The organism is Dolomitihabitans soli, assembly GCF_022213955.1.
Taxonomy (GTDB): Bacteria; Actinomycetota; Actinomycetes; order Streptosporangiales; family Streptosporangiaceae; genus Streptosporangium_A; species Streptosporangium_A soli.
This window is the reverse complement of record NZ_JAKNTW010000003.1, coordinates 162,046-186,147: the sequence shown is the minus strand read 5'-3', so window position 1 is coordinate 186,147 and position 24,102 is coordinate 162,046. Positions and strand designations below refer to the sequence as shown.

The 24,102-nt window shown below is 69.6% G+C and carries 27 protein-coding genes and 1 pseudogene; 16 read left to right on the top strand and 12 right to left on the bottom strand.

The window, feature by feature from the left end; genetic code table 11:
• Positions 1-193: 193 nt before the first annotated feature.
• The 6 genes from MBA17_RS08915 (at position 194) to MBA17_RS08890 (ending at position 5,953) form a co-directional block, all read left to right on the top strand.
• The gene (locus MBA17_RS08915) at positions 194-346 is read left to right on the top strand and encodes a hypothetical protein (protein WP_176993608.1); all 153 of its coding nucleotides are present in this window, start codon (positions 194-196) and stop codon (positions 344-346) included.
• 115 nt (positions 347-461) lie between these two features.
• The gene (locus MBA17_RS08910) at positions 462-1,625 is read left to right on the top strand and encodes a hypothetical protein (RefSeq protein WP_238495821.1); all 1,164 of its coding nucleotides are present in this window, start codon (positions 462-464) and stop codon (positions 1,623-1,625) included.
• Positions 1,622-2,722: a JmjC domain-containing protein gene (locus tag MBA17_RS08905; RefSeq protein ID WP_111180078.1), complete on the top strand. Its 1,101-nt coding sequence runs from the start codon at positions 1,622-1,624 to the stop codon at positions 2,720-2,722. Before MBA17_RS08910 ends, MBA17_RS08905 begins: the two co-directional genes overlap by 4 nt.
• A gap of 8 nt (positions 2,723-2,730) precedes the next feature.
• Positions 2,731-3,945 carry an arginase family protein gene (locus tag MBA17_RS08900; RefSeq protein WP_238495820.1) on the top strand — a complete coding sequence of 405 codons (1,215 nt, stop codon included), beginning with the start codon at positions 2,731-2,733 and terminating at the stop codon, positions 3,943-3,945.
• Complete coding sequence (locus MBA17_RS08895) at positions 3,942-5,357, top strand: MFS transporter (protein ID WP_238495819.1); 1,416 nt, start codon at positions 3,942-3,944, stop codon at positions 5,355-5,357. The genes MBA17_RS08900 and MBA17_RS08895 overlap by 4 nt, the downstream gene beginning before the upstream one ends.
• Positions 5,321-5,953, top strand: coding sequence for a 2OG-Fe(II) oxygenase (locus tag MBA17_RS08890; RefSeq protein WP_238495818.1), 633 nt, complete (start codon positions 5,321-5,323; stop codon positions 5,951-5,953). The genes MBA17_RS08895 and MBA17_RS08890 overlap by 37 nt, the downstream gene beginning before the upstream one ends.
• 357 nt (positions 5,954-6,310) lie before the next feature.
• On the opposite strand, the gene MBA17_RS08885 is transcribed toward MBA17_RS08890, so the two are convergent.
• The gene (locus MBA17_RS08885; protein ID WP_238495817.1) at positions 6,311-6,994 is read right to left on the bottom strand and encodes a TnsA-like heteromeric transposase endonuclease subunit; all 684 of its coding nucleotides are present in this window, start codon (positions 6,992-6,994) and stop codon (positions 6,311-6,313) included.
• 39 nt (positions 6,995-7,033) lie between these two features.
• Here MBA17_RS08885 and MBA17_RS08880 point away from each other — a divergent pair, with 39 nt between their 5' ends.
• The 4 genes from MBA17_RS08880 (at position 7,034) to MBA17_RS08865 (ending at position 9,837) form a co-directional block, all read left to right on the top strand.
• Positions 7,034-7,363, top strand: coding sequence for a site-specific integrase (locus MBA17_RS08880; RefSeq protein WP_238495816.1), 330 nt, complete (start codon positions 7,034-7,036; stop codon positions 7,361-7,363).
• 99 nt (positions 7,364-7,462) lie between these two features.
• Positions 7,463-7,795 (top strand): site-specific integrase, encoded by a 333-nt coding sequence (locus tag MBA17_RS08875; RefSeq protein WP_238495815.1) that lies wholly within the window; start codon positions 7,463-7,465, stop codon positions 7,793-7,795.
• A 215-nt stretch (positions 7,796-8,010) separates the two neighbouring features.
• A complete protein-coding gene (locus MBA17_RS08870; protein ID WP_238495814.1) occupies positions 8,011-8,667 on the top strand; it encodes a response regulator transcription factor in 657 nt (218 codons plus the stop codon).
• 3 nt (positions 8,668-8,670) lie between these two features.
• Entirely contained in the window at positions 8,671-9,837 is a 1,167-nt protein-coding gene (locus MBA17_RS08865; RefSeq protein WP_238495813.1) for a sensor histidine kinase, read from the top strand.
• A gap of 118 nt (positions 9,838-9,955) precedes the next feature.
• Here MBA17_RS08865 and MBA17_RS08860 read toward each other — a convergent pair whose 3' ends face one another.
• The 3 genes from MBA17_RS08860 to MBA17_RS08850 form a co-directional block, all read right to left on the bottom strand.
• Complete coding sequence (locus MBA17_RS08860) at positions 9,956-10,261, bottom strand: hypothetical protein (protein WP_238495812.1); 306 nt, start codon at positions 10,259-10,261, stop codon at positions 9,956-9,958.
• Between the two features lie 91 nt (positions 10,262-10,352).
• A complete protein-coding gene (locus tag MBA17_RS08855) occupies positions 10,353-11,882 on the bottom strand; it encodes an alpha/beta fold hydrolase (RefSeq protein WP_238495811.1) in 1,530 nt (509 codons plus the stop codon).
• Positions 11,883-11,978: 96 nt separating this feature from the next.
• On the bottom strand, positions 11,979-13,058 hold the full coding sequence (locus MBA17_RS08850; protein ID WP_238495810.1) for a serine hydrolase domain-containing protein: 1,080 nt from the start codon (positions 13,056-13,058) through the stop codon (positions 11,979-11,981).
• A 151-nt stretch (positions 13,059-13,209) separates the two neighbouring features.
• On the opposite strand from MBA17_RS08850, the gene MBA17_RS08845 reads away from it, so the two are divergent.
• Together MBA17_RS08845 and MBA17_RS08840 are read left to right on the top strand one after the other, a co-directional pair.
• Positions 13,210-13,677, top strand: a complete 468-nt coding sequence (locus MBA17_RS08845; protein ID WP_238495809.1) for a hypothetical protein — start codon at positions 13,210-13,212, stop codon at positions 13,675-13,677.
• A 257-nt stretch (positions 13,678-13,934) separates the two neighbouring features.
• A complete protein-coding gene (locus MBA17_RS08840) occupies positions 13,935-14,192 on the top strand; it encodes a hypothetical protein (protein WP_238495808.1) in 258 nt (85 codons plus the stop codon).
• 155 nt (positions 14,193-14,347) lie between these two features.
• Here the strand turns inward: MBA17_RS08840 and MBA17_RS08835 are convergent, their stop codons facing one another.
• Positions 14,348-14,575 (bottom strand): hypothetical protein, encoded by a 228-nt coding sequence (locus tag MBA17_RS08835; protein ID WP_238495807.1) that lies wholly within the window; start codon positions 14,573-14,575, stop codon positions 14,348-14,350.
• A 240-nt stretch (positions 14,576-14,815) separates the two neighbouring features.
• On the opposite strand from MBA17_RS08835, the gene MBA17_RS08830 reads away from it, so the two are divergent.
• Positions 14,816-15,271 carry a DUF4158 domain-containing protein gene (locus tag MBA17_RS08830; RefSeq protein ID WP_238495904.1) on the top strand — a complete coding sequence of 152 codons (456 nt, stop codon included), beginning with the start codon at positions 14,816-14,818 and terminating at the stop codon, positions 15,269-15,271.
• Positions 15,272-15,727: 456 nt separating this feature from the next.
• On the opposite strand, the pseudogene MBA17_RS50315 reads toward MBA17_RS08830, so the two are convergent.
• Both MBA17_RS50315 and MBA17_RS08820 read right to left on the bottom strand, forming a co-directional pair.
• Positions 15,728-15,868: pseudogene (locus MBA17_RS50315) on the bottom strand (IS4 family transposase); the annotation flags it as partial.
• A 281-nt stretch (positions 15,869-16,149) separates the two neighbouring features.
• Complete coding sequence (locus MBA17_RS08820) at positions 16,150-17,550, bottom strand: CoA transferase (RefSeq protein ID WP_238495805.1); 1,401 nt, start codon at positions 17,548-17,550, stop codon at positions 16,150-16,152.
• A gap of 585 nt (positions 17,551-18,135) precedes the next feature.
• Between MBA17_RS08820 and MBA17_RS08815 the strand changes: the two genes are divergently transcribed.
• On the top strand, positions 18,136-18,780 hold the full coding sequence (locus MBA17_RS08815) for a hypothetical protein (protein WP_238495804.1): 645 nt from the start codon (positions 18,136-18,138) through the stop codon (positions 18,778-18,780).
• 99 nt (positions 18,781-18,879) lie between these two features.
• Here the strand turns inward: MBA17_RS08815 and MBA17_RS08810 are convergent, their stop codons facing one another.
• Both MBA17_RS08810 and MBA17_RS08805 read right to left on the bottom strand, forming a co-directional pair.
• Positions 18,880-19,350 carry a hypothetical protein gene (locus MBA17_RS08810; protein WP_238495803.1) on the bottom strand — a complete coding sequence of 157 codons (471 nt, stop codon included), beginning with the start codon at positions 19,348-19,350 and terminating at the stop codon, positions 18,880-18,882.
• A 362-nt stretch (positions 19,351-19,712) separates the two neighbouring features.
• Positions 19,713-20,627 (bottom strand): hypothetical protein, encoded by a 915-nt coding sequence (locus MBA17_RS08805; protein WP_238495802.1) that lies wholly within the window; start codon positions 20,625-20,627, stop codon positions 19,713-19,715.
• Between the two features lie 139 nt (positions 20,628-20,766).
• Between MBA17_RS08805 and MBA17_RS08800 the strand changes: the two genes are divergently transcribed.
• The gene (locus tag MBA17_RS08800; RefSeq protein WP_238495801.1) at positions 20,767-21,228 is read left to right on the top strand and encodes a hypothetical protein; all 462 of its coding nucleotides are present in this window, start codon (positions 20,767-20,769) and stop codon (positions 21,226-21,228) included.
• Here the strand turns inward: MBA17_RS08800 and MBA17_RS08795 are convergent.
• Complete coding sequence (locus MBA17_RS08795; RefSeq protein ID WP_238495800.1) at positions 21,125-22,420, bottom strand: alpha/beta hydrolase; 1,296 nt, start codon at positions 22,418-22,420, stop codon at positions 21,125-21,127. The genes MBA17_RS08800 and MBA17_RS08795 overlap by 104 nt on opposite strands.
• 531 nt (positions 22,421-22,951) lie before the next feature.
• On the opposite strand from MBA17_RS08795, the gene MBA17_RS08790 reads away from it, so the two are divergent.
• Positions 22,952-23,155, top strand: a complete 204-nt coding sequence (locus tag MBA17_RS08790) for a hypothetical protein (protein ID WP_238495799.1) — start codon at positions 22,952-22,954, stop codon at positions 23,153-23,155.
• Between the two features lie 342 nt (positions 23,156-23,497).
• Here MBA17_RS08790 and MBA17_RS08785 read toward each other — a convergent pair whose 3' ends face one another.
• Both MBA17_RS08785 and MBA17_RS08780 read right to left on the bottom strand, forming a co-directional pair.
• Positions 23,498-23,650 (bottom strand): hypothetical protein, encoded by a 153-nt coding sequence (locus tag MBA17_RS08785; RefSeq protein ID WP_238495798.1) that lies wholly within the window; start codon positions 23,648-23,650, stop codon positions 23,498-23,500.
• A gap of 42 nt (positions 23,651-23,692) precedes the next feature.
• On the bottom strand, positions 23,693-24,064 hold the full coding sequence (locus MBA17_RS08780; protein WP_238495797.1) for a VOC family protein: 372 nt from the start codon (positions 24,062-24,064) through the stop codon (positions 23,693-23,695).
• Positions 24,065-24,102: the final 38 nt, after the last annotated feature.

Below are 24,102 nucleotides of genomic sequence, written 5' to 3'. Positions count from 1 at the left end.
AGAATGCCCGGTCGGTGACCTGGGCGAACGCCCTTCCACGGGTGAAGACTCAGCAATAACGCCCTCAGCGGCACAAGAAAAGCCGGAATGCCCGTGACGCTGCGGCACGGGTTCTCCCGCGGTTCGGAGCCGCTGATTCCTGTTACCGGGTCCGTGCACGTCGCGGGCCCGCGACAACAAGAAGGGAAGTCACATGGAAATGACGTCGCACAACGAATTCGACCGGCACGAAGGGCGGGGCCCCGTTCTCGTCGACATCGCGGACATCATCGTGTCGGAGGAGTCGGTCGCCGCTCTGCAGGACCGGCAGCTCTGGATGCGGCCGCAGCGGGACGTCGGTCACTGATCCGCAGGCCGGTGGGCGCGGGACTTCTCTGAGCACAGGACGGGTTCCCGCGCCCACCGGGCTGGTCAGGCGGCTTGACGGGACCATTCACCGCACGATTCCGGAGGTCTGAGATTTGCTGGACGAAGGCACCTGGCGGAAACTCTGCGAGCGGGACGGGCTGCATTTCGCCGAACGCGTGCACATTCCCGGCCTGATCCGCGAACCGGACGTTCTCGCGGAGCTCGTTCTCGGCGCTCTCCGGGCCGCCACCACCAGAGTGGACGGCGACGACACGGATCTGCCCGCCATGAGAGCGTTCCGTGACACCTGCCTCGACTATGACGCCTCGGAAAAACTGGTATCGGGGGCGTTTTCCGGGCGGTCCGCGGTACATTCCTGGCTTTCCGCCCGCACCGGAAAGGACGACATCTGCCTGGCGATCAACGGCCTGGACTCCTGGGACGCCGAGCTCGCCGAGCTTCTCTACACCGGCTTCGTCCTCCCGCTCGAATCGGCGGGCGTTCCGCTGACGAGAGGGGTGGACTGGTACTGCTTCGTGGCCAGTTCCGGCACCACCCCGTTCGGCGTGCACACCGACCCGGAGCCCTCCTTCATCTTCCACCTCGGCCCGGCGGCGAAGACGGCGTGGACCTGGCCAGGGCTGAGCCTGCCAGCATTCGGCCAGGGGCGCCCGCACACGCTGGACGCGGAGCCTCTTCTGCCGTCGGCGGACAGCGTCCGCCTCGCGCCCGGTGACTTCCTGCTGATCCCCGCGGGGATGTACCACCTCTTCCGCAATGACGGCCCGTCGCTGTTCCTGGGGCTCACGGTGTATCCGGAAGATCCCGGGCAGACCGCCACGGACGCGCTGTTCCACCAGATGCGCCGCCGGAACGCCCAGCACCCGGAACAGGCCGACGGGGATCCGGTCGCCGGCGCGATCGACGCCTTCCGGGACGCCCTCGGCGACGACGGCGTCGAGCGGGCCGTGCGGCGGCAGGCGATGCTCCGCCGGTCGTGCGGGTACGGCTCGCCGCCCCGGTTCCCCGGCAGAACCAGCGATCAAGGTCCACCCTATACAGTCACCCGCCTGCCGGTCGTGATCGCCGACCACAGCGTCTTCGCCCTGGGAAGAGAGCTCTCCGTCGATCTCGGTGAGCTGGCCCGCCTGCTGAAGCCCGGCGCCCTCGTCGGCGCCGACGAGCTGCGCGACGCGGCCACCACGCCAGAGCTGCGAGCCGCTGTGCGGGCCCTGGTCCGCGTGGGCGTCCTTCGGAGCGTTGGGACACAGTCATGACACTGTCGTGGGAGAACATCGTCGACGCGCTCGGCGGGGAGTCCGTCTGGCGCAAGTCGTTCGGGAACGAGCTTCTGGCCGGCCGGGTCCCGCAGGGATCGTGGCGCGCGTCGCTCGGATGGGGCGTCATCGACCACATCATGAGGACGACCACGATCGAACCGCTGATGATCCGCTTGTCGTCCGAACCCATGGCCTATCCCGGCACCTACATCAGCACGCGGATCGACGGCGGCGACATCGTGCACCGCAACTGGCGTTACGGCGCCATGGTCGAGTACCTCCGCTCCGGCGCGACCCTCGTCGCCAACAGGGCCGACCGCATCCACGTGGGCCCTGCTCGCCTGCGGGAGGAGTTCGAGTACTTCGCCGACGACCCGGCCTGGGTGAACTGCTACGCCTGCTGGACGACGCAGTCAGCGTTCGGCCGCCACGCGGACGGCCACGCCACGGTGATCTTCCAGGCGGAGGGCAGCAAGCGCTGGCGGATCTGGGAGGGCTCCGGGCCCGGCGCGCGGCTGATCGAGGAGGCGGACATGCACGCCGGCGACGTGTGGCACATCCCCCGGGGATGGGACCACGAGGCCACCGGCATCGGGCCGAGCCTGCACTGGACCTTCGGCCTGCACGCGTCCACCCCCGAGGACCTCGCGCGGACCGCGCTGGACGCCTGGTCCAACCGGCCCAGGACCGAGGGGACGCCCGATGACGGCGGCGAGCTCGACTCCCTCATGACCGCCCTGGCCTCGGACGTGCACCGGGCGCGGGAGGTGCGTTCCGCGCAGTCGCTCGAAAGGCGCGAGGGCCTGTCGCTGCCGTGGTCGGTGGAGAGCGTCCCGTACACCGGTACCCGGCTCAGGTGGGCGGCCCGGTTCCCGCCGCTGGTCGAGGCCGGGGACGGCCTGATGGCGATCGAGAGCCTCGGCGTGCGGCTCAGGATCGACGGCCGTCTCGCACCCTGGATGAACGAGTGGTCGGCGGGGCGAACCACGCTGCGCGATGACACGGCGGGCATCGCCCTGACCGACGCGGAGATCGACCAGGCGCTTGACTCGCTGGTCCGCGCCGGGCTTCTCCTGGTCGAGCAGGCCCGGTGAGCCTCGCCATGACGAGCGTGGACCAGTCCGGGGCCCCGTGGGTCCTCAACCCGGCGTTCCGGATCCAGGGCGGCGACCTCGTCAACGAGGCCGAGGGCACGCGGCTCACCCTGACCCCGCCCCTGCGAGAGCTGTGGGAGCTGGGGGAACGCCGTGACGGCGCGCCAGCGGTTCGGCTCACTAAGGAGGCGGAAAAGGCCCTGCGCAGGATCCGCCTGATCGTGCCGCCGGACGCCTCGGCGGCGGCGACCGGCGGGCTCGCGCGGACGGCCGGGACCCCGCTGTCCCTGCCCGCGGGCACCAGGGCCGCCGCGGCCGTATGGGGACTGATCGGAGCGCCGGTGGACCTGGGAAGCCCTCCCGGCCCCCGGCCCAAGGACGCCGTCCCCGTGATCCGTCAGGCCCTCGCGGGCAGGTTCCGGCTTCTGGCCCAGCCGGGCACCTGGTCGTGGACGCTGCGGGCCCGGCCGGCCGAGGGACTGCCCGGCCTCGTGGATCACGGTGACCTCGCGGTCCATCCGCAGACCGACACGGGGGCGGCGGCCCACGAGCGGCTGCGGGCCCTCGTCGGCACCGTCCTGGCGCAGGGCCACCGGCCTCTGGTGATCGGCGGGGACCACTCGATCGGCTACCCGGTGATCAGCGCGGTCGCGGGCAGGCATCCGGCGCTGCGCGTCGTCCACTTCGACGCGCACGCCGACCGCCGCCCGGCCGGGAACGCGGTCACCGCGGACTGCGGGAACTTCGTCAGCTGGGTGCTCTCCGAGCATCCCCACGTCGAATGGCTCACCATCGGCGTGCGCGGCGTCGACACGAACCTGGACCAGGCCACGAACGGGCGCGTCTCCTACCTGACGGCCGACGAGGCCCGCGCGCCGGAGGCGGCGGACACGATCGCGCGGTTCTGCGCCGGCGCGCCCGTGCACCTCACGGTGGACATCGACGTGCTGGACCCGGCGTACGCTCCCGATGTCGTCTATCCCGCCGGCGGCGGTCTCGACCCCGCGACTCTGACGGCCCTGGTACGGAGCGTCGCCGCAGCGGGCCGCTTGGTCGCGAGCGACCTGGTGGAGGCGTGCCCCTCCCCGTCCGGCCGCCACCTGACGGCCGCCCATCTGGCCGATCTCGTGGAGACCGTCCAGCTCGCGGAGGCGGGGCAGGTGGTGGAGCGGGTGGTAGGGCGGGGCTCGCCGGTGACCAATTTCGCCGGAGAAGACGCATGACCGACGCTCCCGCCGTACCCGGCTCGCCCCTGTCGTCGCCGCTCTACAGGGTCTACCTGGCGGGGCAGGCGGTCTCACAGCTGGGGGACGGGGTCGTCTCGGTCACCTTCGCGTTCGCCGCCCTGGCCGTCGCGCCCGACGGGCGGGGCATCCCGATGGTGCTGCTGGCCCTGTGGCTGGCGAGGTTCGTCTTCATCGCGTACGGAGGCAGCCTGCCGGACCGGGTCGGGCGGTTGCCGGTCATGTTCGGCGCGGACGCCGTCCGCCTGGCCGCCCAGGTGTTCCCGGCGATCACCTTCGCCCTCGGGCACCCGGAGCTCTGGCACCTCGTCGTGTCCGCGGCCGTCTATGGCGCGGCGACGGCCTTCTTCACGCCGGGCGCCGTCGGGCTGCTCCCCGAGCTGGTCCGCCCCGCCCAGCTGCAGAAGGCCAACTCCTGGCTCGACGTCGCCGGGGACACCGGACGGCTGGCCGGGCCCGCGCTCGCGTCGCTGCTGGTGGTGGTGGGAGGCGTGCCGCTGGCGCTCTTCTTCGACGCCGCCACCTTCGTCGTCTCCCTCGTCTCGCTCGCCTGGCTGAGGCGGCTGATCCGGGCCCGGCCGCCGGAGCGCGGACCCGCCGAGGACGATGACGGCGGCGCGGGGGAGCGCGTGCGGTTCCTCGACGCGGTGCGCGTCATGCCCCGCCTGCCGCTGGTCCTGGGCGCGATCCTCGTCTGGGTTCCGGTGCAGGTCGGGCTGGCCTCGGTGAGCGTGCTCGGACCGATCACCGTGCAGGACAGGTTCGGGAGCATCGAGCAGTGGGGCGTCATCGTGACGTTCCTGGCCGCGGGCGGGCTGTTGGGAGCGCTGGTGAGCGGGCACGTGCGCGTCGAGTGGCGCGGGGTGCTCACCGTCGCCCTGCTGGTCGTCTCGATGCCGGTGCAGCTCCTGGCTCTCGCGTACGGCCGGCATCTGGTCGTGGTCGCGGGCGCCCTGTTCCTGGCGGCTCTGGCGGCGGGGGTCGCCGGGGTCGTCTTCGACACCCTCGTGCAGCTCACGGTCCCCAAGCCGATGTTGTCGCGGGTCGGATCGTTCGAGACGACCATGACCACGGCGATGGTGCCGCTGGGCTTCGTGATCGCGCTGCCGCTCGCGAACCTGGTGGGCCGGACGGCGTACCTGGCCGGGCTGGCGGCCGTCATCGTCGCCACGGCGGCGGCGGTGCTCGTCTGGGCGGTCCCGCGTTCGGGGCTGCGGGACCGCGCTCTTGAGGACGGCGCCGGTGACTCGGCGTGGCAGGGGGTGCCCTCGTCGACCTCCCCGGGATCCGGTCGCGAGGGCGGCCGAGAAGGCGAGGCGGAAGGCCATGTCCAAGGAGATCAGGAGGCGCGAGCGTGGCAGCTCATGACGGACGGACCGCCGAGGCCGTGACCTTCGTACAGGGGCGGCGGTTCGTGGTGGTCGACAACGCCCTGTCCCCGGACGCCCTGGCCGCCTGGCGGGAGGAGGAGCGGGCCGTGCAGCACCGGCCCACCTTCAGCTCGGTCGATCCGATGTTCGACGGAGTGGCGTTCTACGCCGACGCGTCGTACGCCTCCGCGAAAGCCGGCGAGGAGCACGCCGGAGAGGTGACGTCGGCCGTCAGGAGGGGCCTCGACGCGCTCGGCGTGACGGCGGCGGACAACGACCGGTTCAAGTTCTGGCGGTACGGCCGGGGGTCTGGGCTGGACTGGCACGACGACGGGAGCGGCCGGGGGGCGGCGTACACGCTCTACCTGTCGGGCGAGTGGCGGGCGACGTGGGGCGGCGAGCTGGAGCTGTTCGACTGCCCGGTCGGCGAGGTGCCGTGTGCCGAGTTCGACGTCCCCAAGGACCTGATGAACGCTCCCGTGCCGGCCACGTCCATCGCGCCCCGGCCGAACCGGCTCGTGGTGATGGTGGCCGGCACGTTCCACCGGGTGAGGAAGGTGGAGGCGGGCGCGGGCGACAACCTTCGGCGCTCCATCACCGGCTTCCTGACTCCCTGACGCGCCCCGCCAGGAATGGCGGCGGCGCGGCCGGTGTTTGGCCCTGGGCATGTCCGACGACAACGTAGAGTTGCGCCAGTACATCGAGCAGCAGAACCGGCCGCTCTGAGCCGGGTGGACGCCGGTTCGCCTGGCGGCGCATCGACTGTTCTTGCCCCGCTACGCGGGCTGGTCGGCTTTACCGCCGGCCTGAAGGCCGGAGCACTGCCGACGATTCTGGGTAGCCGGGCCACAGCGCAATCAATTCCACGGCGTGCTGGAGCGCCGGCTGGGCGCGCACGACGACGCAGGCGGCGATCGAGGTGGACGGACTGGGCTCTCGGGCCAAGTCCTCGATCTGCGCGTTGAGCCGATCCATCATCTCGCGGTGCCGGTCGTGCGCGGCGCCATCGCCGCGCGCGCCGCGGTGGCCAGCGACGGCGATGGCCATCGAGGCTGGCTGGAAATCACGTCAGTCAGGCTCACGCCGTCGAACGGTTCGCTCATCAGTGCATTCATCAGGTGCTGGTCGAACAGCCAGGGGCGCCGATACCCGGCGAGCAAGCGGATGTTCTCCAACTGGCTGGTCGGAGGCTCGCTCCAGACCTCGTAGCGCCAGCCGCGGGATTCGACCACTTGCCGGGTCCAGGCGAAGGTGACGGCCACTTTCGGCGTCGTCACACGGTGGGCGGGCTTGACGTCAACGATCGCTGGACCGGTCGTAGTCAGCAGCAGGAAGTCGGGAACATGCCTGAGGGCCGTGCCGTCGAGCGTGACTGTAAGAAGGAAAGGCTGGGCGATGATGCCCAGGACGGAGGTATCGAAGTCGGCGAACAGAAGCCGGGCCAGCTCAAGGCGAGATTCGTAGATCACATGGTCGCATTGAGTGGCCGACCAGTATGTGCCCGAGTAATGCTTCTGCCCCTTACAAGCGCTGACCAAGCCTGGATCACTGGTGTCCCGACGTTGGCCATGAGATGTCGGGTCGACTGGGGCGAGGCTCGCCGGCACCCGATTCCAGGCAGCGGCGGCCGGGCGCGTCTGGTTAGCGATGATCTGCATTGTCGACAGCCAGGGGGCAGGGGCGGAGAACCGTATCCCATGATCAACAGAGGTGAGGTCGCTCTTCGGCGATCCGCGACCACGCTGGAAGCCGGAACCCCGGACCGAGGCCTCACCGACGAGGCCGCCCTGCTGGTCGGGCGCGGCCTCGCGGCGAACACCCGGCTGGCCTACGCCTGCGACTGGGCGGCCTACGGCGCCTGGTGTGATGAGCGCGGGCTCGCGCTCTTGCCCGCCAGCGCCGAGACGCTGGCCAACTACATCGCCCACCTGGCCGCCGGTGCGTACGCGCCGGCCTCCATCGACCGGGCACTGGCCTGCATCCTGGCCGCCCACGACCACGCCCAGCTCGGCAAGCCCGCCACCTAACAGGCCCGCCTGGCGCTGCGTGCCTACCGCCGCGACCGCGCCCAGCAGGGCCACCGCACCCGCAAGTCACCGCCCATCACCATCGACCGGCTGCGCGCCATGATCTCCGCCCTACCCGCCACCGGCGCCACCGGCCTGCGCGACCGAGCCGTCCTGGTCCTCGGCTTCGCCCTGATGGGCCGCCGCTCCGAACTCGTCGCCTGCGACATCGGCGATCTCACCTTCACCCCCGACGGCCTCGAGGTCTACATCCCCGTCAGCAAGACCGACCAGGACGCGCACGGCGAGACCGTCGCCATCCCGCACGGCTCTCACCCGGAGACCTGCCCGGTCCGCGTCGTGCAATCGTGGCTGGCCGACCTGGGCGAACGCGGCGCCACCACCGGCGCTCTGCTGCGTTCCATCGACCGCCACGGCGGCATCCATCGTTGATATCACCGAGTTGGGGCGACATGCCTTGGTTGACCTCGATGCGGTCGTATTCGCGGCGGACGACGACCTTCTCACATCGCTCAACGCCTCCGACCGTGCAGCGTTCAGTTGAAGGGGCTCTTCGATCTTGAGGGGAAGGTCACCCCCTTATCGCTGGGTTGAGGCGATCAGCGGACCATATGTGGTCCATATGCGGGCGTTGCGATACTGCCCGAATGCGTGTGCTCTTGGTCGAAGACGAGCAGCCCCTCGCCGGCTACATCGAGGCTGGGCTGCGCAAGCACGGTTTCACCGTGGACGTCGCCCTGGACGGCCAGAGCGCGCTGGACAAGTGCGAGCTCACCCCGTACGAGGTGGTGGTCCTGGACCGGGACCTGCCCGTCGTGCACGGCGACGCGGTGTGCCGCCGGCTTGCCCAGCGGGGCGAGTCGCGGGTGCTGATGCTGACCGCGTCCGACGCGGTCGAGGACCGGGTTGGCGGGCTGATGCTGGGAGCCGACGACTATCTGGGCAAGCCGTTCGCGTTCTCCGAGCTCGTCGCGCGGGTCCACGCGCTGGTGCGGCGCAGCGCGCCAGCTCGCCCGCCGGTGCTGCGCGCTGGCGATGTGGTGGTGGATCCGGCTCGGCGTAGCGCCGAACGGGACGGGTGGCTGCTGCGGCTGACGCCGAAGGAGTTCGGCGTGCTGGAGCGACTGCTGGCCGCCGATGGTGATGTGGTCAGCGCGGAGACGCTGCTGGAGAAGGTGTGGGACGAGCACGCGGACCCGTTCACCAACGCGGTCCGGATCACCGTCGGCACGCTGCGCCGCAAGCTCGGCGACCCGCCGCTGATCGAGACCGTCATCGGCGCCGGCTACCGGATCGGCGGCTGACAGGTGCTCCGGCTGAGAACGGTCCGGCTGACCGCCCGGGCCCGGCTCGCGCTGCTGCAGACCGCCCTCGTGCTGGCCGCCGGGGCCGCGCTGACCGGGCTGACCTACCTGCTGATGAGGCGGCGCCCCGCGCTCGTCACCCACCTGGACCCGAACGGCCTCGGCCCAGAGGGGACGCTCCGGCTGATACCACCGCAGAGGCGGGACCTGCATGATCTCGCCGACCAAGTGCAGGCCGACACCCTGTCCGCGCTGTTGTCTCAGGCCGGTCTGGCGCTGGTCGTGGTGACCGTCCTGGCCGCTGTGCTGAGCTGGCTGGTGGCCGGCCGGGTGCTGCGGCCGATCCGCGTGATTTCCTCAGCCGCCCGGCGGCTGTCGGCCGAGAATCTCACTGATCGGGTCCCGGTCACCACCCCGGCCGACGAGTTGTCGGCGTTGGCGGGCACGGTCAACGACATGCTGGACCGTATCCATCGTGGCGTCGCCGAGCGGGACCGGGTCCTGGACAGCCAGCGGCTGTTCACCGCCAACGCCGCCCACGAGCTGCGTACGCCGCTGACCACCGCACGCACCGCGATCGACGTCACCCTGGACGGCCGGCCCAGCCGGGAGGAGCTGTTGGCGATGGCAGGTGACGTCCGCGACGCCGTCGAGCACATGCAGCGCGTCCTGAACGGGCTGTTGCTGCTGGCCCGAAGTCAGGCCGGGCTCACCGCACGCATACCGGCCGATCTGGCCGCGATCGCGGCTGCCGCCCTCGACGCTGTCAAAGGGCGGGCGGCAACCGCTGGCATAGCCATCCGCTCCGGGCTGCGGCCCGCACCGGTCACCGGCGAGCCCGTCCTGCTGGAACGGATGATCGGCAATCTGGTCGACAACGCGCTCCGCTACAACCATGCCGGCGGCCACCTGGCCGTCGAGACCGGTACCGCGGGCGGGCGCGCTGTGCTGCGGATCTGCAACACCGGCCTGGAGATCCCGCCTGGTGAGGCGCAGACCTTTCTGGAACCGTTCGTGCATGGGCAGGGCGCCCGCGTGCGTACCGAAGGACTGGGCCTGGGGCTGTCGATCGTACGTGCGGTCGCCCTCGCCCACCGGGGACGCATCGCGCTCGCGGCCCGCTCCGGCGGTGGCCTCGACATCACCGTAGATTTCCCAGACCCCCGATGACGACGGGAACCCCACCGACCTCATCACGCCAGTAATGCCCTCCAGGGCTGAACAGGCTGAAGTGGCGCAGGCGGAACCCTGCCCATCGTCGTAGGCTCGGCGGTTCGGGACTACCCGGTCAGGCTGCGGTCTTCACCGGCGCATCGTGTTCTCCGGCCGGGGCCGCCCGCCGCCCTCCCGGCGGAGGGCTGCCATGCAGGGCACATGCGTCGAGGACCATGCTGCTCAAACTGCTCTTGGCCTCGCAGACGGCCGGCGCTGTGTCGCGCGGCTGAAGAGGCTTGATGGTCAGCTGGACCGGCCAAGGACCACAACCGATCATGCCGAGCCGGCATCGCCCTCCTGATGGTCGGCACTGCGCATGCAACACGGTATGGGTGAAGGTGAGCACATCGAGCGGCCCGGTGATCACGCGTGTGATCACCGGGCCGACTCGATGTGCTGGACCGTGCTCCTTCCGGCTATGACGACGCTGTCACCGTCGCTGCCTCAAGCCGAAGAGGAAGCGCACCGGATCATGGCGTCGGCACCTTGGCACCGGGACAGCCCCGGTCGATCCGGCCGGTGGTGAAGTAGCCGACCACATCGGCGGCGCACTCGCGTAGGGCGGAGGAGTGTGCGTCGTCGTCGATGGTGTAGATTTTGCCGCCGATCTTGGCCTGCATCTGAGCCGCGTACTCGTAGGCGGACATGAACTCGTAACGGTGCCCAGCCAGGACCAGCGACCCGTCACCGTGGCGTAGCCGGGTCGTCTGTGCCGGCAGCGGCCAGCCGGCGCAACCGGCGCCGAAGAAGGAGGCCCGGCCGGTGACGGGGTTACGCTTGAGGAGCTTCTGGTAGGCAGACCAGGCGGCGGAGAAGCTGAGTCGGCTGTGGTCCTCGTTGCACTTGACCGCGCGGTTCATCGTCATGTTGACCCACTCGGTCGCGCCGGGGGCGTGCGCGGGAGGCTGGGCGTCGAAGACCTGCTTGACGGCAGGCGGCGCGGTGTTGCTGGCCGTCTCCCGCAACTCGGCCAGCGCCTTGCCCGCCTGTGGCCACTCGCGTGAGGTCTTCGCGGCCAGTGCGGCGATCGAGCCACCGTCGATGGGCATCCTCAGATCGGTGAAGGTCTTGGGGTTCTGGTCGTAGTCGCGGCCGAGTTTCAGGACTGTGACGCGTACCTGCCGCGCAGTGGTACCGAGGCCGAAGGCCTTGTGGTGTCGGGCGAGCCAGGCGGCGAAGCGCGGGAAGTTACGCTCGGTGGCCCGTACGCGCGTCTCTTCGTGCTTGGCGAGACTGTTGCCCGGGCCGGCCACGCTGTCGAGGAAGACGCGGCCGCTCTGCTCGGGGAAGAGGCTGCGGTAGACCGCGCCGAGCCAGGTGCCGTAGGACACGCCGAGCAGGTTGAGCTTCGGCTGGTCGAGTGCTGCTCGCACCAGATCGAGGTCCCGGGCCACGTTCACGGTGGTGAGCCGACCCAGGAAGGCGGGATCGGTCTGCCCGCAGGCCTTGTTGCCGGCTGCCTCGGCGTCGTAGCTCCGCTTGGCCGCCGCCTTCGTCAGCGGTCCGGGGCTCCCGCCGATCTGACCTGAGCCCTTGCAGTCGACCTTGGTGCTGTAGTTCACGCCGCGGGGATCGAAGCCGATGAGGTCGAATCGGTCATTCAGCCGCGCGCTCTCCTTGTTGCTGAGCGTGACCCTGAGCGGATCGAGATATCCGGGCTGGCCCGGACCGCCCGGGGCGACCGCGAGGGCGCCGAGTCGGTGCTCCGGGTCCACGGCGGCCAGCCTGGTGACCGCGATGTTGATCTTCCGGCCGTCCGGGCGGCTGTAGTCCAGCGGGACACTCACCGTCCCGCACTCCAGACGCTCCAACCGAGTGCGGAACGCCGTGATCTGCTCCTGGGGATAGCCCATGCTGACAATCGCCGCATCGGAATAGGAAGGGCAGTCCTTCCAGCCGACGGCCGGATCGGCCTGGTCCGCGACAGCGGTGCCCGGTACAGCGATGCTCGCCATCGCACAACCCAGCACGCCGAGGCGCACCATGGTCCAACGCTTCACAATAGCGATCCTTTTCTTGGTCGGGACAGGTGAGGAGGGTTCCACTGCGTGACGAAGGCCGACGGCGTCAAGCCCTTCAGGGACGGACGGCTCTGGTCATTGGGCAGGACAGAGCACCGCTTCGGCGGCCTTGGTGGTGGCGTCACCGACGGCCATGGCCTTCTCGTTGTCGATCTTGAGTGTGGCGGCCACCGCGAACTGGATCCGGCCGTCGGCCGAGGTGAACGTGACAGAGCTGATCCCGGGCAAGCCGCCGGAGGCCGAGGAGACCGTTCCGCCGCAAAGGTTGGGGAACGGCCGTGGCAGCTGTCGTTGCAGGTCCGCCGGCACCAGCTTGCCCTGGCTGAGCGCGCGGTAGAAGGCGCTGACGTCATGCGCGGTGGAGATCGCTCCTTCGGCGCCGTAACTGGTGGCGTTGAGCCGGTCGACGTCACGCGGCCTGCCCTGGGCGTCGGGGTAGTAGCCGTGTCCGTGCGGGCCCTTGATCTGGTCGGAGACCTCGGTGGCCAGATAGGTGTGCTTCATGCCGAGCGGTGCGAACAGGCGCCGCTTGAACTCGGCTGCCCGGTCGTGGCCGGTCACCTTCTCGATGATCATGCCCAGGAGCACGTAGTTGGTGGTGGAGTAGTGGTATTTTCCGAGCTCGCCTTGGGGCGCCGTACGTGCCGCCTTCACCAGGTCGATCGGCTTGTAGGAGGTGGTGAAGTCGAAGACGTCGAACTGCCCGCCAATCGAGTCGGGAATGCCTGAAGTGTGGCGGATCAGATCCCGTACGGTGATCTTCTCGGCCCCAGCCACATAGTCCTTCTCGGCCACCTCGGGCAGGACGTCACTGAGCTTGTCATCCAGGCTGAGCTTGCCCTCCCCCACCAGTTGCAGGACGACCGTGGCCTCCATCAGCTTGGTCTGGGACGCGATACGGAAGCGGGAATTCGAGGGAATGCGCCCGCCCTTGCCACCGAGCAAACGCGAACCCGCCGTCCCCCGGCCCATCCGCTTGCCGTCGACGTACACCTCGCCGATGACCCCCACCACCCCGGCGGTCTTCGTTACGCTCGTGATCGCCTGCTGGACATCTCCCAGCTTGACCTCGTCGGCGGCGGCCGCCGGTGCCGGGACGCTCAGCACCAGCACCGCGCATGCGAGCCCGGCCATGCCCACCGTTACACGCCTCATCGCTGTGGTCCTCTCGCTACGGATTTTCGAGGGTGACCACATCTACCGGCCGGCACCTATGGGTGACCGATCGGCGGACCATATCCCTGCCATATGCGGGCGTTGCCACATCCCTGCTCGAACGACATTTATTCGACGGAGGAGATGTCTTATGCGACGACGAGTATTCAGCGCGCTGGTCTCAGCACCGTTCGCACTCACCCTGGTCCTGACCGGTTGCGGTTCCAGTGACGGGGGAGGGTCGGAGATGGCCTCGGTGAGTGGTGGCACCGGTAGTAGGGCCGCGGCCAGTGCCCAGCCGAGCGCGGACTCGCAGGATAAGGCGCTGAAGTTCGCTCAGTGCATGCGCGAGAACGGCGTCAACATGCCGGACCCCGATTCCAGCGGCAAGATGGCGATGACGTTCGACGCGCCGCAGGAGACCAGCCCCTTGGCGGACATGCTGCGCGTCACTGACGCCATCCAAACCGCCACGATGGCCGGGCACGCGAGCGTCGACACCACCATGCTCTACGACCTGCGGCCGAGCGAAGAACTCCGCGACAGCGCCGACCGGCTCCGTGCACCCCAAGTCCGCCCTCTGCGCCCCACCAGCCCGCCGCAGAGCCCACCCGCATGACCTTGGCCGCGAGGCATGCGAAGCCTGCGCGAACCAGATACGCGTATGGACTGGCCGCCGTGACCGGGGGACTCGGGGACGGCCGTGTCTTGTCGTCGTGGGTCTTGAAGTGCGGCCATCGGCGCGCTTCGGGGTCGTCGGCCTCGGCCTGGTGCACGACGTCGAGGACGGCGTCGGCTCCGTGTGTTCCACGGTGGTGGCGATCTTGCGGAGTTGAGATCGCTAAGCGCGTCACGGACGAGGGCGACACGCTGTACGTGGTCGTATCGACGCTGGACACGGCGGCCCGCAAGAAGGCGTTCGAGAATGCGATCAAGGAAGTCTGCGCCAACCACGCTCCGCCGCTGCGGGATGTGGTGGTCTGCCACTGGGACTCATGTACCAGCTGGGGGCTGCAAGTCGCCGACTATGGGCTGTGGGCCCTGCAACGCAACCTTGATCGCGGTGACGACAAATTCATGTGGGCCGTCGAATCGACGCTCCAGAGCACGTTTCTCCCCTGGGGCCGGGCATGAGTGTGGCCAGCTATCCCTCGCGGGAAGAGGTCCCCTGGACCTCTTGTCACTGGCCACACTCAGTACATGCCATCTCGGCGGCAGGGTCAAGCCTCCGGCCGCAGGGTGAGACCCATATCTCCGGCTTGATCGAACAAATGGCCACGACCAGGTGATCAGCGAGGGTGGCGGCCATAGTGCTGCCCGACGATCACCACAGCTGCCAGCAGCGAACACGACCCCGCCAGCACGGCGAACTCCTCCTCACCCCGCCGCCACTCCAGGCAGGCGGTGGCGAACGACAGCACGAAGAGCGCCCAGAGGTAACGGGTGTCGGTCCGCTGCCTCGCCGCCTTCTTCTCCGCCTCCGAGAGGACTCGCCGATGTCGCCACGGCACCTGCATGTCAGCCCCGCCCCGATACGCCGGGATGCTCACCCGCCGGCGTACCGGGAAAGTGCTGATCGAGGATACCGGCCCACGCGGGCAGCATGACGGGGTCCCGGTAGCCCTGTAGGAATTTCCGTCGGTTATGCCCCTGAGCTGGGGTTAAGCGGGGGTCGGTGATCGCCTTCGGAGGCGCTGCCGCTACGTTCGGACCGTTTGTCCAGGTTCGTGCGTGGAGTGGGTTTCGTGTCACAGAAGATGTTCACGGCCGAGCAGCTGGAGCAGCTGCAGTCGTTCCCGGAGATCAGCCGGGAGGAGTTGATCAAGCATTTCACGTTGACGTCGGCGGATCAGGCGTTCGTGGACCCGGGACGGGGCCGGGGCCGGGGCGACAAGCTGGGGCTTGCCGTCCAGCTGGGAACGTTGTCCTGGCTCGGGTTCGTGCCAGATGATGTGGCGTCGGTGCCGCCCGCGGCGGTGGCCCGGTTGGCGGAGCAGTTGCGGCCCGCCCGCTGCGGGCCTATCAGCTGGACGAGCAGGGCCACCGCGTCGCCGTCGTCGAGGACGTCCACGGCCAGCCGTACGGCGTCGGTGAGACCGCCGAGCGGCGACCGGCTGGTGACGATCGTGGGGCACGAGGTCAGCAGGGGACGCACCTGGCCTTCGTTCGAGGCGTTGTCCAGCAGTAGGAGCAGTCGGCGATTGGCCGTATAGGTGCGGAACAGCTTCTGTCGCTGGTCGAGTGTGGCGGGCATCGCCTGGACCGGGCAGCCGAGCCAGCGCAGGAAGTCCTCCAGGACCGTCACGGGGTGCACCGGCCGGCCGTGGTTGCCGCGTGGCCTTGTAGGTGCGGCGGTCGACGCGCAGGCTCTTGTAGGCGTAGCGAGACAGCGGACGCTTGACAGCGCGAGGGCTGAGCCGCAGGCGGTGGGCGGGCATGAGCTGGTCCAGGACCGCCCGCCCGATGCGGCCTGCGAGGTCGATGACGGTGTCGGCGATGACGCCTGCGGCCTGGATGACCTGGTCGCGGGCGGTCTGCAGGGCGATGGTGAAGCAGGCCCGGTCGGGGTCGGCGCCGGGGACGGTGGCGGTGGCGATCGCGATCCGGATGAGTTGGTAGGCGGTCAGCAGGGCGTAGATTTCCTGGGTGATGCCTGCCATGGTGCGGGCGCGCAGGACGTGGCGGCCGAGCATGCTTTTCTTGATCGCGAAGTAGGCGGATTCCACCTCCCACCGCTCGTGATAGAGCTCGACCAGCTCGAAGGCGGGGTGGCGGTGGTGGTCGAGCTGGGTGGTGGCCAGGCGGTACACGCCCCGGGTGCGTCCGGCGGTGGTGGCGATGGTGATCTCGCATTCCACGATGCGGACCTCGATCCGGCCGATCCGGGACAGGAAGGAGCCGTCGGGCAAGCGGCGCAGGACCGGCGGCTTGCGGATGGCGCTCAGCCGGGCCAGGAACGCGGCGCCGGTGGCTGAAGTCGGCAGGCTGATCGAGACGAAGGATGAGTGGGAGCCGCACCAGTTGGTCTACGGCGACGGCACAGTGGTCGAGGCTGCGGCGGTCCTCTTCGCTGAACTCACCGGCCCGCAGATCATGGCCATTGTCTCTCCCCGCCGTCCCTGTCCTGCTCCCCTGCCCGGCCCGTCCACACGGGAAGGTCCGTACCCCACCGGGTCGGCGGATCGCTCCACGTTCGGGGCGCACCCTCGTAGTGGATCGGAGGCACGGCGTGGCGGAGCGACCCGTACGGCGAAGCGGTCTCCGCCAGCCAGGGCCTCGAGTCGTAGCCGTCGCCCTCGACCGGCGCGGGATGGATGTCATGCAGTAACCAGGAGGCGGTGCCCGCGAGAGAGAGCCGTAGCCACCGCCCGCCGCCGGTGAGCTGCCGGTCGCCCAATGCCCGCAGGACCGCGGCGGCCAGCAGATATCCGGTTCCGTGGTCCAGCGCCTGCGCCGGCAGCACACCGGGAGGGCCGTCAGCCCCGGCCTCGATCGCGGCGATACCGCTCGCTGCCTGGACCAAGCTGTCGAAGCCGCGCCGCGCCGCCCACGCTCCCGACCAGCCCCAGGCGCACAACTGGGCGACGATCAGGCCGGGACGCCGTGCAAGGAGCGTGTCGAGGCCCAGAGCCTCCAGCGCGCCGGGCCGGTAGCCGAGGACCACGACGTCGGCCGAGCCGAGGAGATCGGCGAAGGTGCGTCGGCCCGCGGTGGCGGACAGGTCCAGCAACGCGGACCGCTTGCCCATCCCGGTGTCGGCGTGGGCGTCCGCGCTCTCCGGCAGCCGAGGGCAGTCGACGCGAAGCACGTCGGCGCCCAGGAGGGCGAGGCTACGCGTGGCGACAGGACCGGCGATGACCCGGGTCAGGTCCAGGACCCGCACTCCGGCGGCCGGCAGCAACGCCGGTGCCAGAGACCGCGGGCGGCTCTCTCTGGTGGGCAGGATCTCGGCGAGCGGATGCACCCTCCCGTCAGGAGGGGCCACGGCCACGGCCAGGCCGCCGGCCTTGTAGACGGTCTCCTGGATCCACTGGGCCGGGCGTGCCGCCAGTTCGTTCGCGAGCGACTCGGCCAGCGCCCGGTCATCTCCCGTATCGCCGATGCCCAGGGCATTCAGCAACCGGGAGCGGTGGTGTGGGTAGTTGGCGTGGGTACGCACCCAGCCGTCGGCCGCGCGCCAGAAGCCGGAAAGCGGCGCGAAGGACACCGGGGCCCGGCCGTCGATGCGCAGGTGCCGTTCGCTGACGAACGCCGTAGCCACCGCCGCCTCCCGGACCCGTACTGCGGGTACCGGCACCGCATTGCGCCGCGCCAGTAGTTCCGCAGCCGCCAGCGAGCACACGCCCACGCTCGCCCGAGCCAGCTCCCGCACCGGCAGACGGGCCGACAGAACGTCACCCGCCCCTTCGTACGACACCTCCTCGGCCAGCCCTTCCGGCCCCCCGAGAGCGGTCCAGGCGTGGACGGTCGCTGCGTCGTCTCTGTGCGTCACCCGGCCAGTTTGCCCCCCCATCCTTGGCGGTCCGCCGCTGGGGCCCGCATTCCACGGGGACAACGGCAGAAGAGACCGCCCTGACCTGCTCGGACAACCCGGACCGCTAATGTCTTCCCGTCGGTCCTCGACCCCGGTGCACGTACACGCGTTGCGAGCGTCGCCTCCGTACGCGTGCAGGCGCGTGAGGACTCCTCCTGCCGGCCAGGCGGGCCAGGGATCGAGTGGCCCCGCTGCCCGCCCATACCGCTGCCAACGCCATCACCGGAGTGGCCACCAGATACAGCAGCGCCCCGCGCGGGGCACCGGCCGTCAGTAACTGGCCGACGACATCGTTCGGCACTCAACTGGACAGCACCGGGCCGCCGGGCAGGTCTGGCCCAGCGCCCGGGTCGTCGTGGCGGACGGCTCCGGGCCTCGAGGGCGATACAAAGCGCCGATCCGGTCGACAAGCGGGAAGGCCGGGTTGTCGAGCACGTCACCTCACTGGAGGCATGAGCCGATCACAGTGCCTGCTGTGGGCGGCAGGAGGTCTGCGTGGACACGACCGGTGCAAAACCTCCTGCAGGGGGCGATGGGGCTTCGGTGGCTGGGAGTGGGCCCGGCTCGGGCGACGGACGCGCCCGCGAGGGCTTCGTCGAGGCGAGCGACCGCGCGAAAATAGGCGTGCGCTTGGCCGTCATGGCGAACGTAGAGGATGAGCTTCTGGGAGCGCAGGGCCTGACCGGCGGTGACGGTATGCAGGGCGGGCGCGCCGTGGCGGCCGCCGCGCTCGCCGCCGGCACCCCGCTCCCCTCCGACCCCGAACTCCTGCTCACCGCGCCGCCCGCCGCCGACATCGACGTCGACCTCGGCGCCCAGCCCAACCTCGGCATTCTGGTCCCGTATCTGCGCTACACCCTGACCGCCGACAACGCCGGCCCCAACGCGGTCACCTCCGCCACCCTGCCGCCAGGCGCCAGCGCGACCAACCTCTCGTCCGGCTGCACCACCGGCGCGGGCACGGTCACCTGCACCCTACGGGGCCATCGCCAACGGCGCCTCGGTGGACAAGACGTTCCGCGTGCCGCTGTCGCTACTGTCGCTGGGCCAGGTCACCGTCACCGGGACCCGCACCACCAGTGCCCCAGCCGACCCCAACCCGGCCAACGACAACGCCTCGTGCACCGTCATCTCCATAGTTCTGGTCACCTGCCCGTAACCGCCCCGGCCCTGAGAAGCGCGGGCTGACCATCATCAGCCCAGCCCCGTTACTCCAAGGCGGACCTTCTCAGCCGCCCCTATTGACCGCCACCCGCGATGGGCGCCCGCCGAACCGGCTGGCGCCCATCAGGCCGTTCCGCCCTCCACCGCAACCGCACCAGGCGCTTCGTGTCCTTCCAACCCGGCGAGCACCCGCTGCAGCGCTAACCACGCCTTCAAGCGGATCCAGAACCGCCAGCGCGGACCGTCCAACACCAGGGCCGTCAGCTTCACCACGTCCAGCACCATCACGCACTGCTCGGACCGTGAGCGCTCCGACAGCATCACCCCGTGCAGCTTGGACAGGACATCCCCCACCAACACCATGGCGGACCCCGCAAACTTCGCCATGTACCGGCCAGCGTCGTCGGCCAGCCCCCGCACCTCCCCGGCGAGCCGCTCATACTGCCGCGCCCGCTCCTCCCGCAGCCTCTCCAGCACCACGCCGCGAGCTTCCGCCGGTATCTCGAACCCCGCCCCACTGGCCGCCTGCCCGAGGACGATCAGCCTCGCGCTCAGCTCCCGCCGCGCGCCGGCAAGAAGGGCTTCTGCGGCCACGTCGACGTCACCAAGGCGTACCCGGGCACCGGCTCCCACACCGACCCCGGCAACGGCTACCCCTGGGATCGGTTCCTCGCCCTGGTCAAGGAGCAGACGGACGGTAAGCCCGCGAAGCCCGCCGCCTGGTCTCGGATCCTCGTATACACGAAGGGCAAGCCGTACATGAAGGGCGCCGACATCACCGCGTGGCAGGCCCGCCTCGACGTGGACGTGGACGGCCTGTACGGTCCCGGCTCCACGCCACCAACCCTCCGGCGCAGGCCCCCGCCCCGCCGATCGACACCCAGTGGAACATCAACGGCCCCAACGCCACGATCAACTCGCGCGTATGGCCGATGCGCGTCACGGTAACGGCATGATCACCGGTTTGACGTGGTTTCAGACTTCCCGCTCTGATCGGGATTCTGCTTGCGTCGCCGACGCAGGGCTCGCTGGGCCTGAGCCCGGGCGCATTCGCGCGAGCAGTACTTCACGCCGCTGGTGCGGTGCTGACCGTAGGCGGCTCGGCCGCGTTGGCGGACGAAATGCTGCAGGCATGTCTCGTTGGCGCATCTGCGCACGTTGGCGCCTTCGGCCAGGTGGTTGTACAGCTGCAGGAACGAGACCGAGTAGATGGTGGGATGACGATCGGCCAAGTCGCCGATGCCGATGCTGAACCTGCCGAGGGCGGCCTGCAGGACGGTCTCAAGGTCTCCGACCCGGATCTCGATGAGGACCTTGCGGAAGTCATCCAAGGAAGCCGGCCAAAGGGGATCATGGTCGGGATCCTGCTGCTCTTGCAGATCGGTCAGGTTCTCGATGGTGATATCCGGCGCGACGAGTTCTTCCAGCCCGCCTTCCCGCTGACACGCCAACCAGGTGGTGATCGCGTCCTGGGCCTTCTCCAAATGCAGCTTGACGGTCTCCCGGTGCACACCCGTCCGGAAGAACTTGTCACCCGGCAGTTGCATTTCCGCGTACGAGCGGATCTCTTGGATCGTCTCGTCTTCGTAGCTGCGAAGATCGAGATCGCGAAGATCAAGGTCGAAGAACAAGCCGTGGGATCGGAAGAGCTCGGCCACCCCTTCAAGGTCATCGGGTGACAACTCAAGGAGTTCACGCAGGTAGAAGTCATCCGGAAGGTGCGCGGCAGGCTGCCCTCTGGTGGGCGCGGGGGGCCAGGTGATCCAGTCTCCCTCGACTTCGACGCCGGCGAACCTGCGCAGGTGCGGCGTCGGCACTGGAGTGCCCGGCCATAGAGTGGGACGAAAACGTGTGTCAACGTATGCCGCCATGCCCATCAGCCTAGCGTTAAACTCGTAGTACCAAAAGCTTCTGTTAGGTACCACGCCCTGATTGCTAGTGATGAAGGGAACACAGGTGGCGAACTGGCAGGCTCGGCAGCAAATCGGGGACCGACACGAGCGACGCGTCATGACCGAACTCCAGCACCGCGGCTGGACGGTGCAGTTATGCGGGCAGGGAACCTACCCAGCGGAGATCCAGCGAGCCCTGAGGCATTGCGACTCCCCCCTCAGACAGTTCCCCGACATGATCGCCGCCCGCGGCATGGACATCGTCACGATCGACGCCAAGGACCGCATGCCCAGCACCCACACCGACCGATACACGATCTCCCGCAAATCAGTCCTGGCCGGGCTTCAGTTTCTCGGCACGAACGCCCCCATCCCCCTCTTCTACGTCCTTGGCGACCTCAGCGTCCTCACACCTCCTGAGGTCATGCACTACGGTGCCGCCGAACTCCGCTGCCCAACCGGCTCGTACTTCTTCATCAGCACCTACCGCGCTCACCGCTTCGACGAGGTCTTCGGACACCCGGCCATCTCCTCCCACCTCGCACAGTCCCAGCAAGTAGGCCCCCCACTCGCCGGGTAAGGGCGGCGGGTGGAGAGCCTGGACCGTCTATGGCTCTTCTTTCCCGTGATCTCACCCAGGCGGTGAAGCCCTCGATCGCGTCGATGACGGCCTCGAAGCGGACCGAGTGGTACAGGTCGAAGGCGTGGTTCCCGCCGCGCAACTCGGCGTAGACGACGGGGGCGGTCGAGGTTTGGCGTAGCCGGTCGGCGAAGTGCCGGGCATCGGCCGCGGGCACCTGCGGGTCCAGATCGCCGTGGGCCACGAGGAACGGCGGTGCGTCCGGTGTGATGTGGGCCAGCGGCGAGGATTCGGGGCCCTGGCCGAAGTAGGTGCCGTACCAGCCGTTCAGGTAGATGGCGCCGGTCACGGAGGTGTCGGCGTCCTCGAAGCCGGGCTGGAAGGCGGGGTCGTTGGGGGTGAGTGCGGCCAGCGCCGCCATGTGCCCGCCCGCCGAACTGCCCGCGACGAACAGCGTCGACGGGTCGGCGCCGTACTCGTGGGCGTGCTCGCGCACCCAGGCGATGATCTTCTTGAGGTCGATCAGGTGGTCCGGATGCTGGGCCTGCGGCCGTAGCCGGTAGTTGGCGCTGATGCACACCCATCCCTGGCCGGCGAGGTGGTAGAGCAGGGGAAGCGACTGGCTGTTCTTGTGGCCGCCGGAGTAGCCGCCGCCGTGTAGGTGGATCATCACGGGCGCGCCGGACGGGCGCGAGCGGTGCTGGTAGAGGTCGAGCAGGTTGCGGCGGCCCGCGTCGCCGTACGAGAGGTTGGCCACGCGCCGGACATCTGGGCGGCGCTTGAGGATGGGCAGGAGCAGGATGCGGGCCAACGGGGGACGGCGCCGCAGTCCAGCGCTGAGGTCGGCGTCGATGGCGGCGCGCCACCCCGCGCCCAGCCCTTCGTCCATGGCGCGCTCGATCCTGGCCCGCTCTCCCATCGCGCGGTAGGCGATGACCGCGAGCCCGATCGCGGTCACGGCGGCCAGGGCGACGGTCGCCCAGCCGCCCGCCGAGTCGATGTCACCGTCGGCGAACGCCAGCGCCGTCGGGAGCAGCAGCATCCAGAAGAAGGCCGCGAACGGCAGTTCGTTGGCGGCCAGGCCGAAGTAGTAGCTCGGACGGCCGAGCGGGCGTGAGAACGGCACCGGCCGTAGCGCGAACAGCGTACCGATCGCGACGAGCGCCACAGTGAACAGATACCCGAAGGGCACAGAACCTCCAAAGATCGAAATTTGGCACCAGGGCGTGACCGCCCAGGTGTGGTCAGAAGTAGCCGGGGGCCTGGGCCCGGCCGCGGAAGACCCACCAGCCGAAGGCCTGGTCCGAACAGGGACAGGGCGAGCACGACCAAGGCGACGGTCGTCCAGATCCGGCCGGGCCGGGACCCGAATCGCTCGAGAACGGCCAGCAGCGCCCAACCCGCCAGCCCAACCCGCCAGCCCGGCCAGCAGACTCGCCACCAGGACCGATACCGGCCCGACCGACTGCGTGCCGCTGCCCGTCCGCATGATCAGCGCAGTTCCGGCCACCGGAACCGCCAGGGCCCACACGGGCCAGGGCGACCGCCGGCGCGCCGATCACAGTGAGCAGCCTTCTGCGGAGGTGTTCATGTCGGTCAGCCTCGCCCCGCAGCCCGGTCTGCCGCATCGGGCGTGCGGTCGCGCCATGTACTCCCCCGGTGGGATACGGGTCCGACTTTGGTAGGTGATGGGTCCGCCGTCCCCGCTGACCAGCCTGGGCCGATGAACCAGATCCGACCCCCGCACCCGCTCGCGGTGGCCGGCCGGCCCGTCGATCCTGATCATCCCGACCGACCCGAAACCACCGAATCGGGCTATGAAGACGGCAAGATCCCTGACGAACATCCTGGAGATCGGCAATCCATCGCGCTCTCAGGGTTGAGGCTTCAGGGACGTGCAGCGAGCCTCAGGGACCAGCCGGGGTGAGGCCTGATGGGCGATGACGGACGCCGTCCGGCACGCAGCTGATCATGACGTCGGGTAACGCCTGGGTTGCATGGCCCCGGCGGGTGCAGCCAGGAGCGGGCGTGGGCGTGGGCGATCATGGTATCCACGGGGAGCGGCTGGTCCGGTGCGCGGTGCTGAGGTCAGCGACGTTCGTGGGCTGCGGTGACGCCGTGTTGCATGTCAGCAGCTTGAAGGTCGTTCAGGCACGTAGGTGGGCCGCAGCTGATTCGTTCGTCTGGCGCTGGGCGGCGCCAGCGCCAGATGACCGTGCGGGCTGCCGAGGGAAGGGGCCCGGCCGGCCGGTCGTTGGGCGGGCGGGCTTCATCCGGCCAGGGCGGCGAGCTTGAGGGCGGCGGCTGGTTCGACGCCCAGCTCGTGGGCTGCGGCCAGGACGGCGTCGGCCGCGTTGGTGTGCTCGGGCAGGTGTCGCTGGGTGGAGACGCACTCCCGCCATCGCTCGCTCCTGCGCGGCATGCCATGTACGCGATAACAGACAGGCGGTGAGGGGTGGTGGTCTCAGGCCGCGCGCAGGCAGAAGGGATGTCCGGCCGGGCTGGCGTAGACGCAGCTGCCGGTGCGGGTTTCCGAGGTGATCTCCTCGGTGGGCCGCAGTCGGGTGGCGCCGGCGTCGGTGGCAGTGCGGTCGGCGGTCGCGAGGTCCTCGACGCCGAAGTCGAGGTGCATCTGCTGGGAGGTGGTGCCGTCCGGCCAGCTCGGGGCGACGTGTTCGGGGGCGGACTGGACGACGATGACCGGGAGGCCGGGGGCCTGGATGAAGTGATGGGTCGGCGTGCGATGGATCGAGCCACCGAGCAGCCGGTGCCAGAAGGCGCTCTCCGCCTCGATCTCGGCAGCGTCGATGATCACGGAACTCAGGGTGATGGACATGGTGATGGTCCTGTTCTTTGCGCTGGTACTGGTCGGTG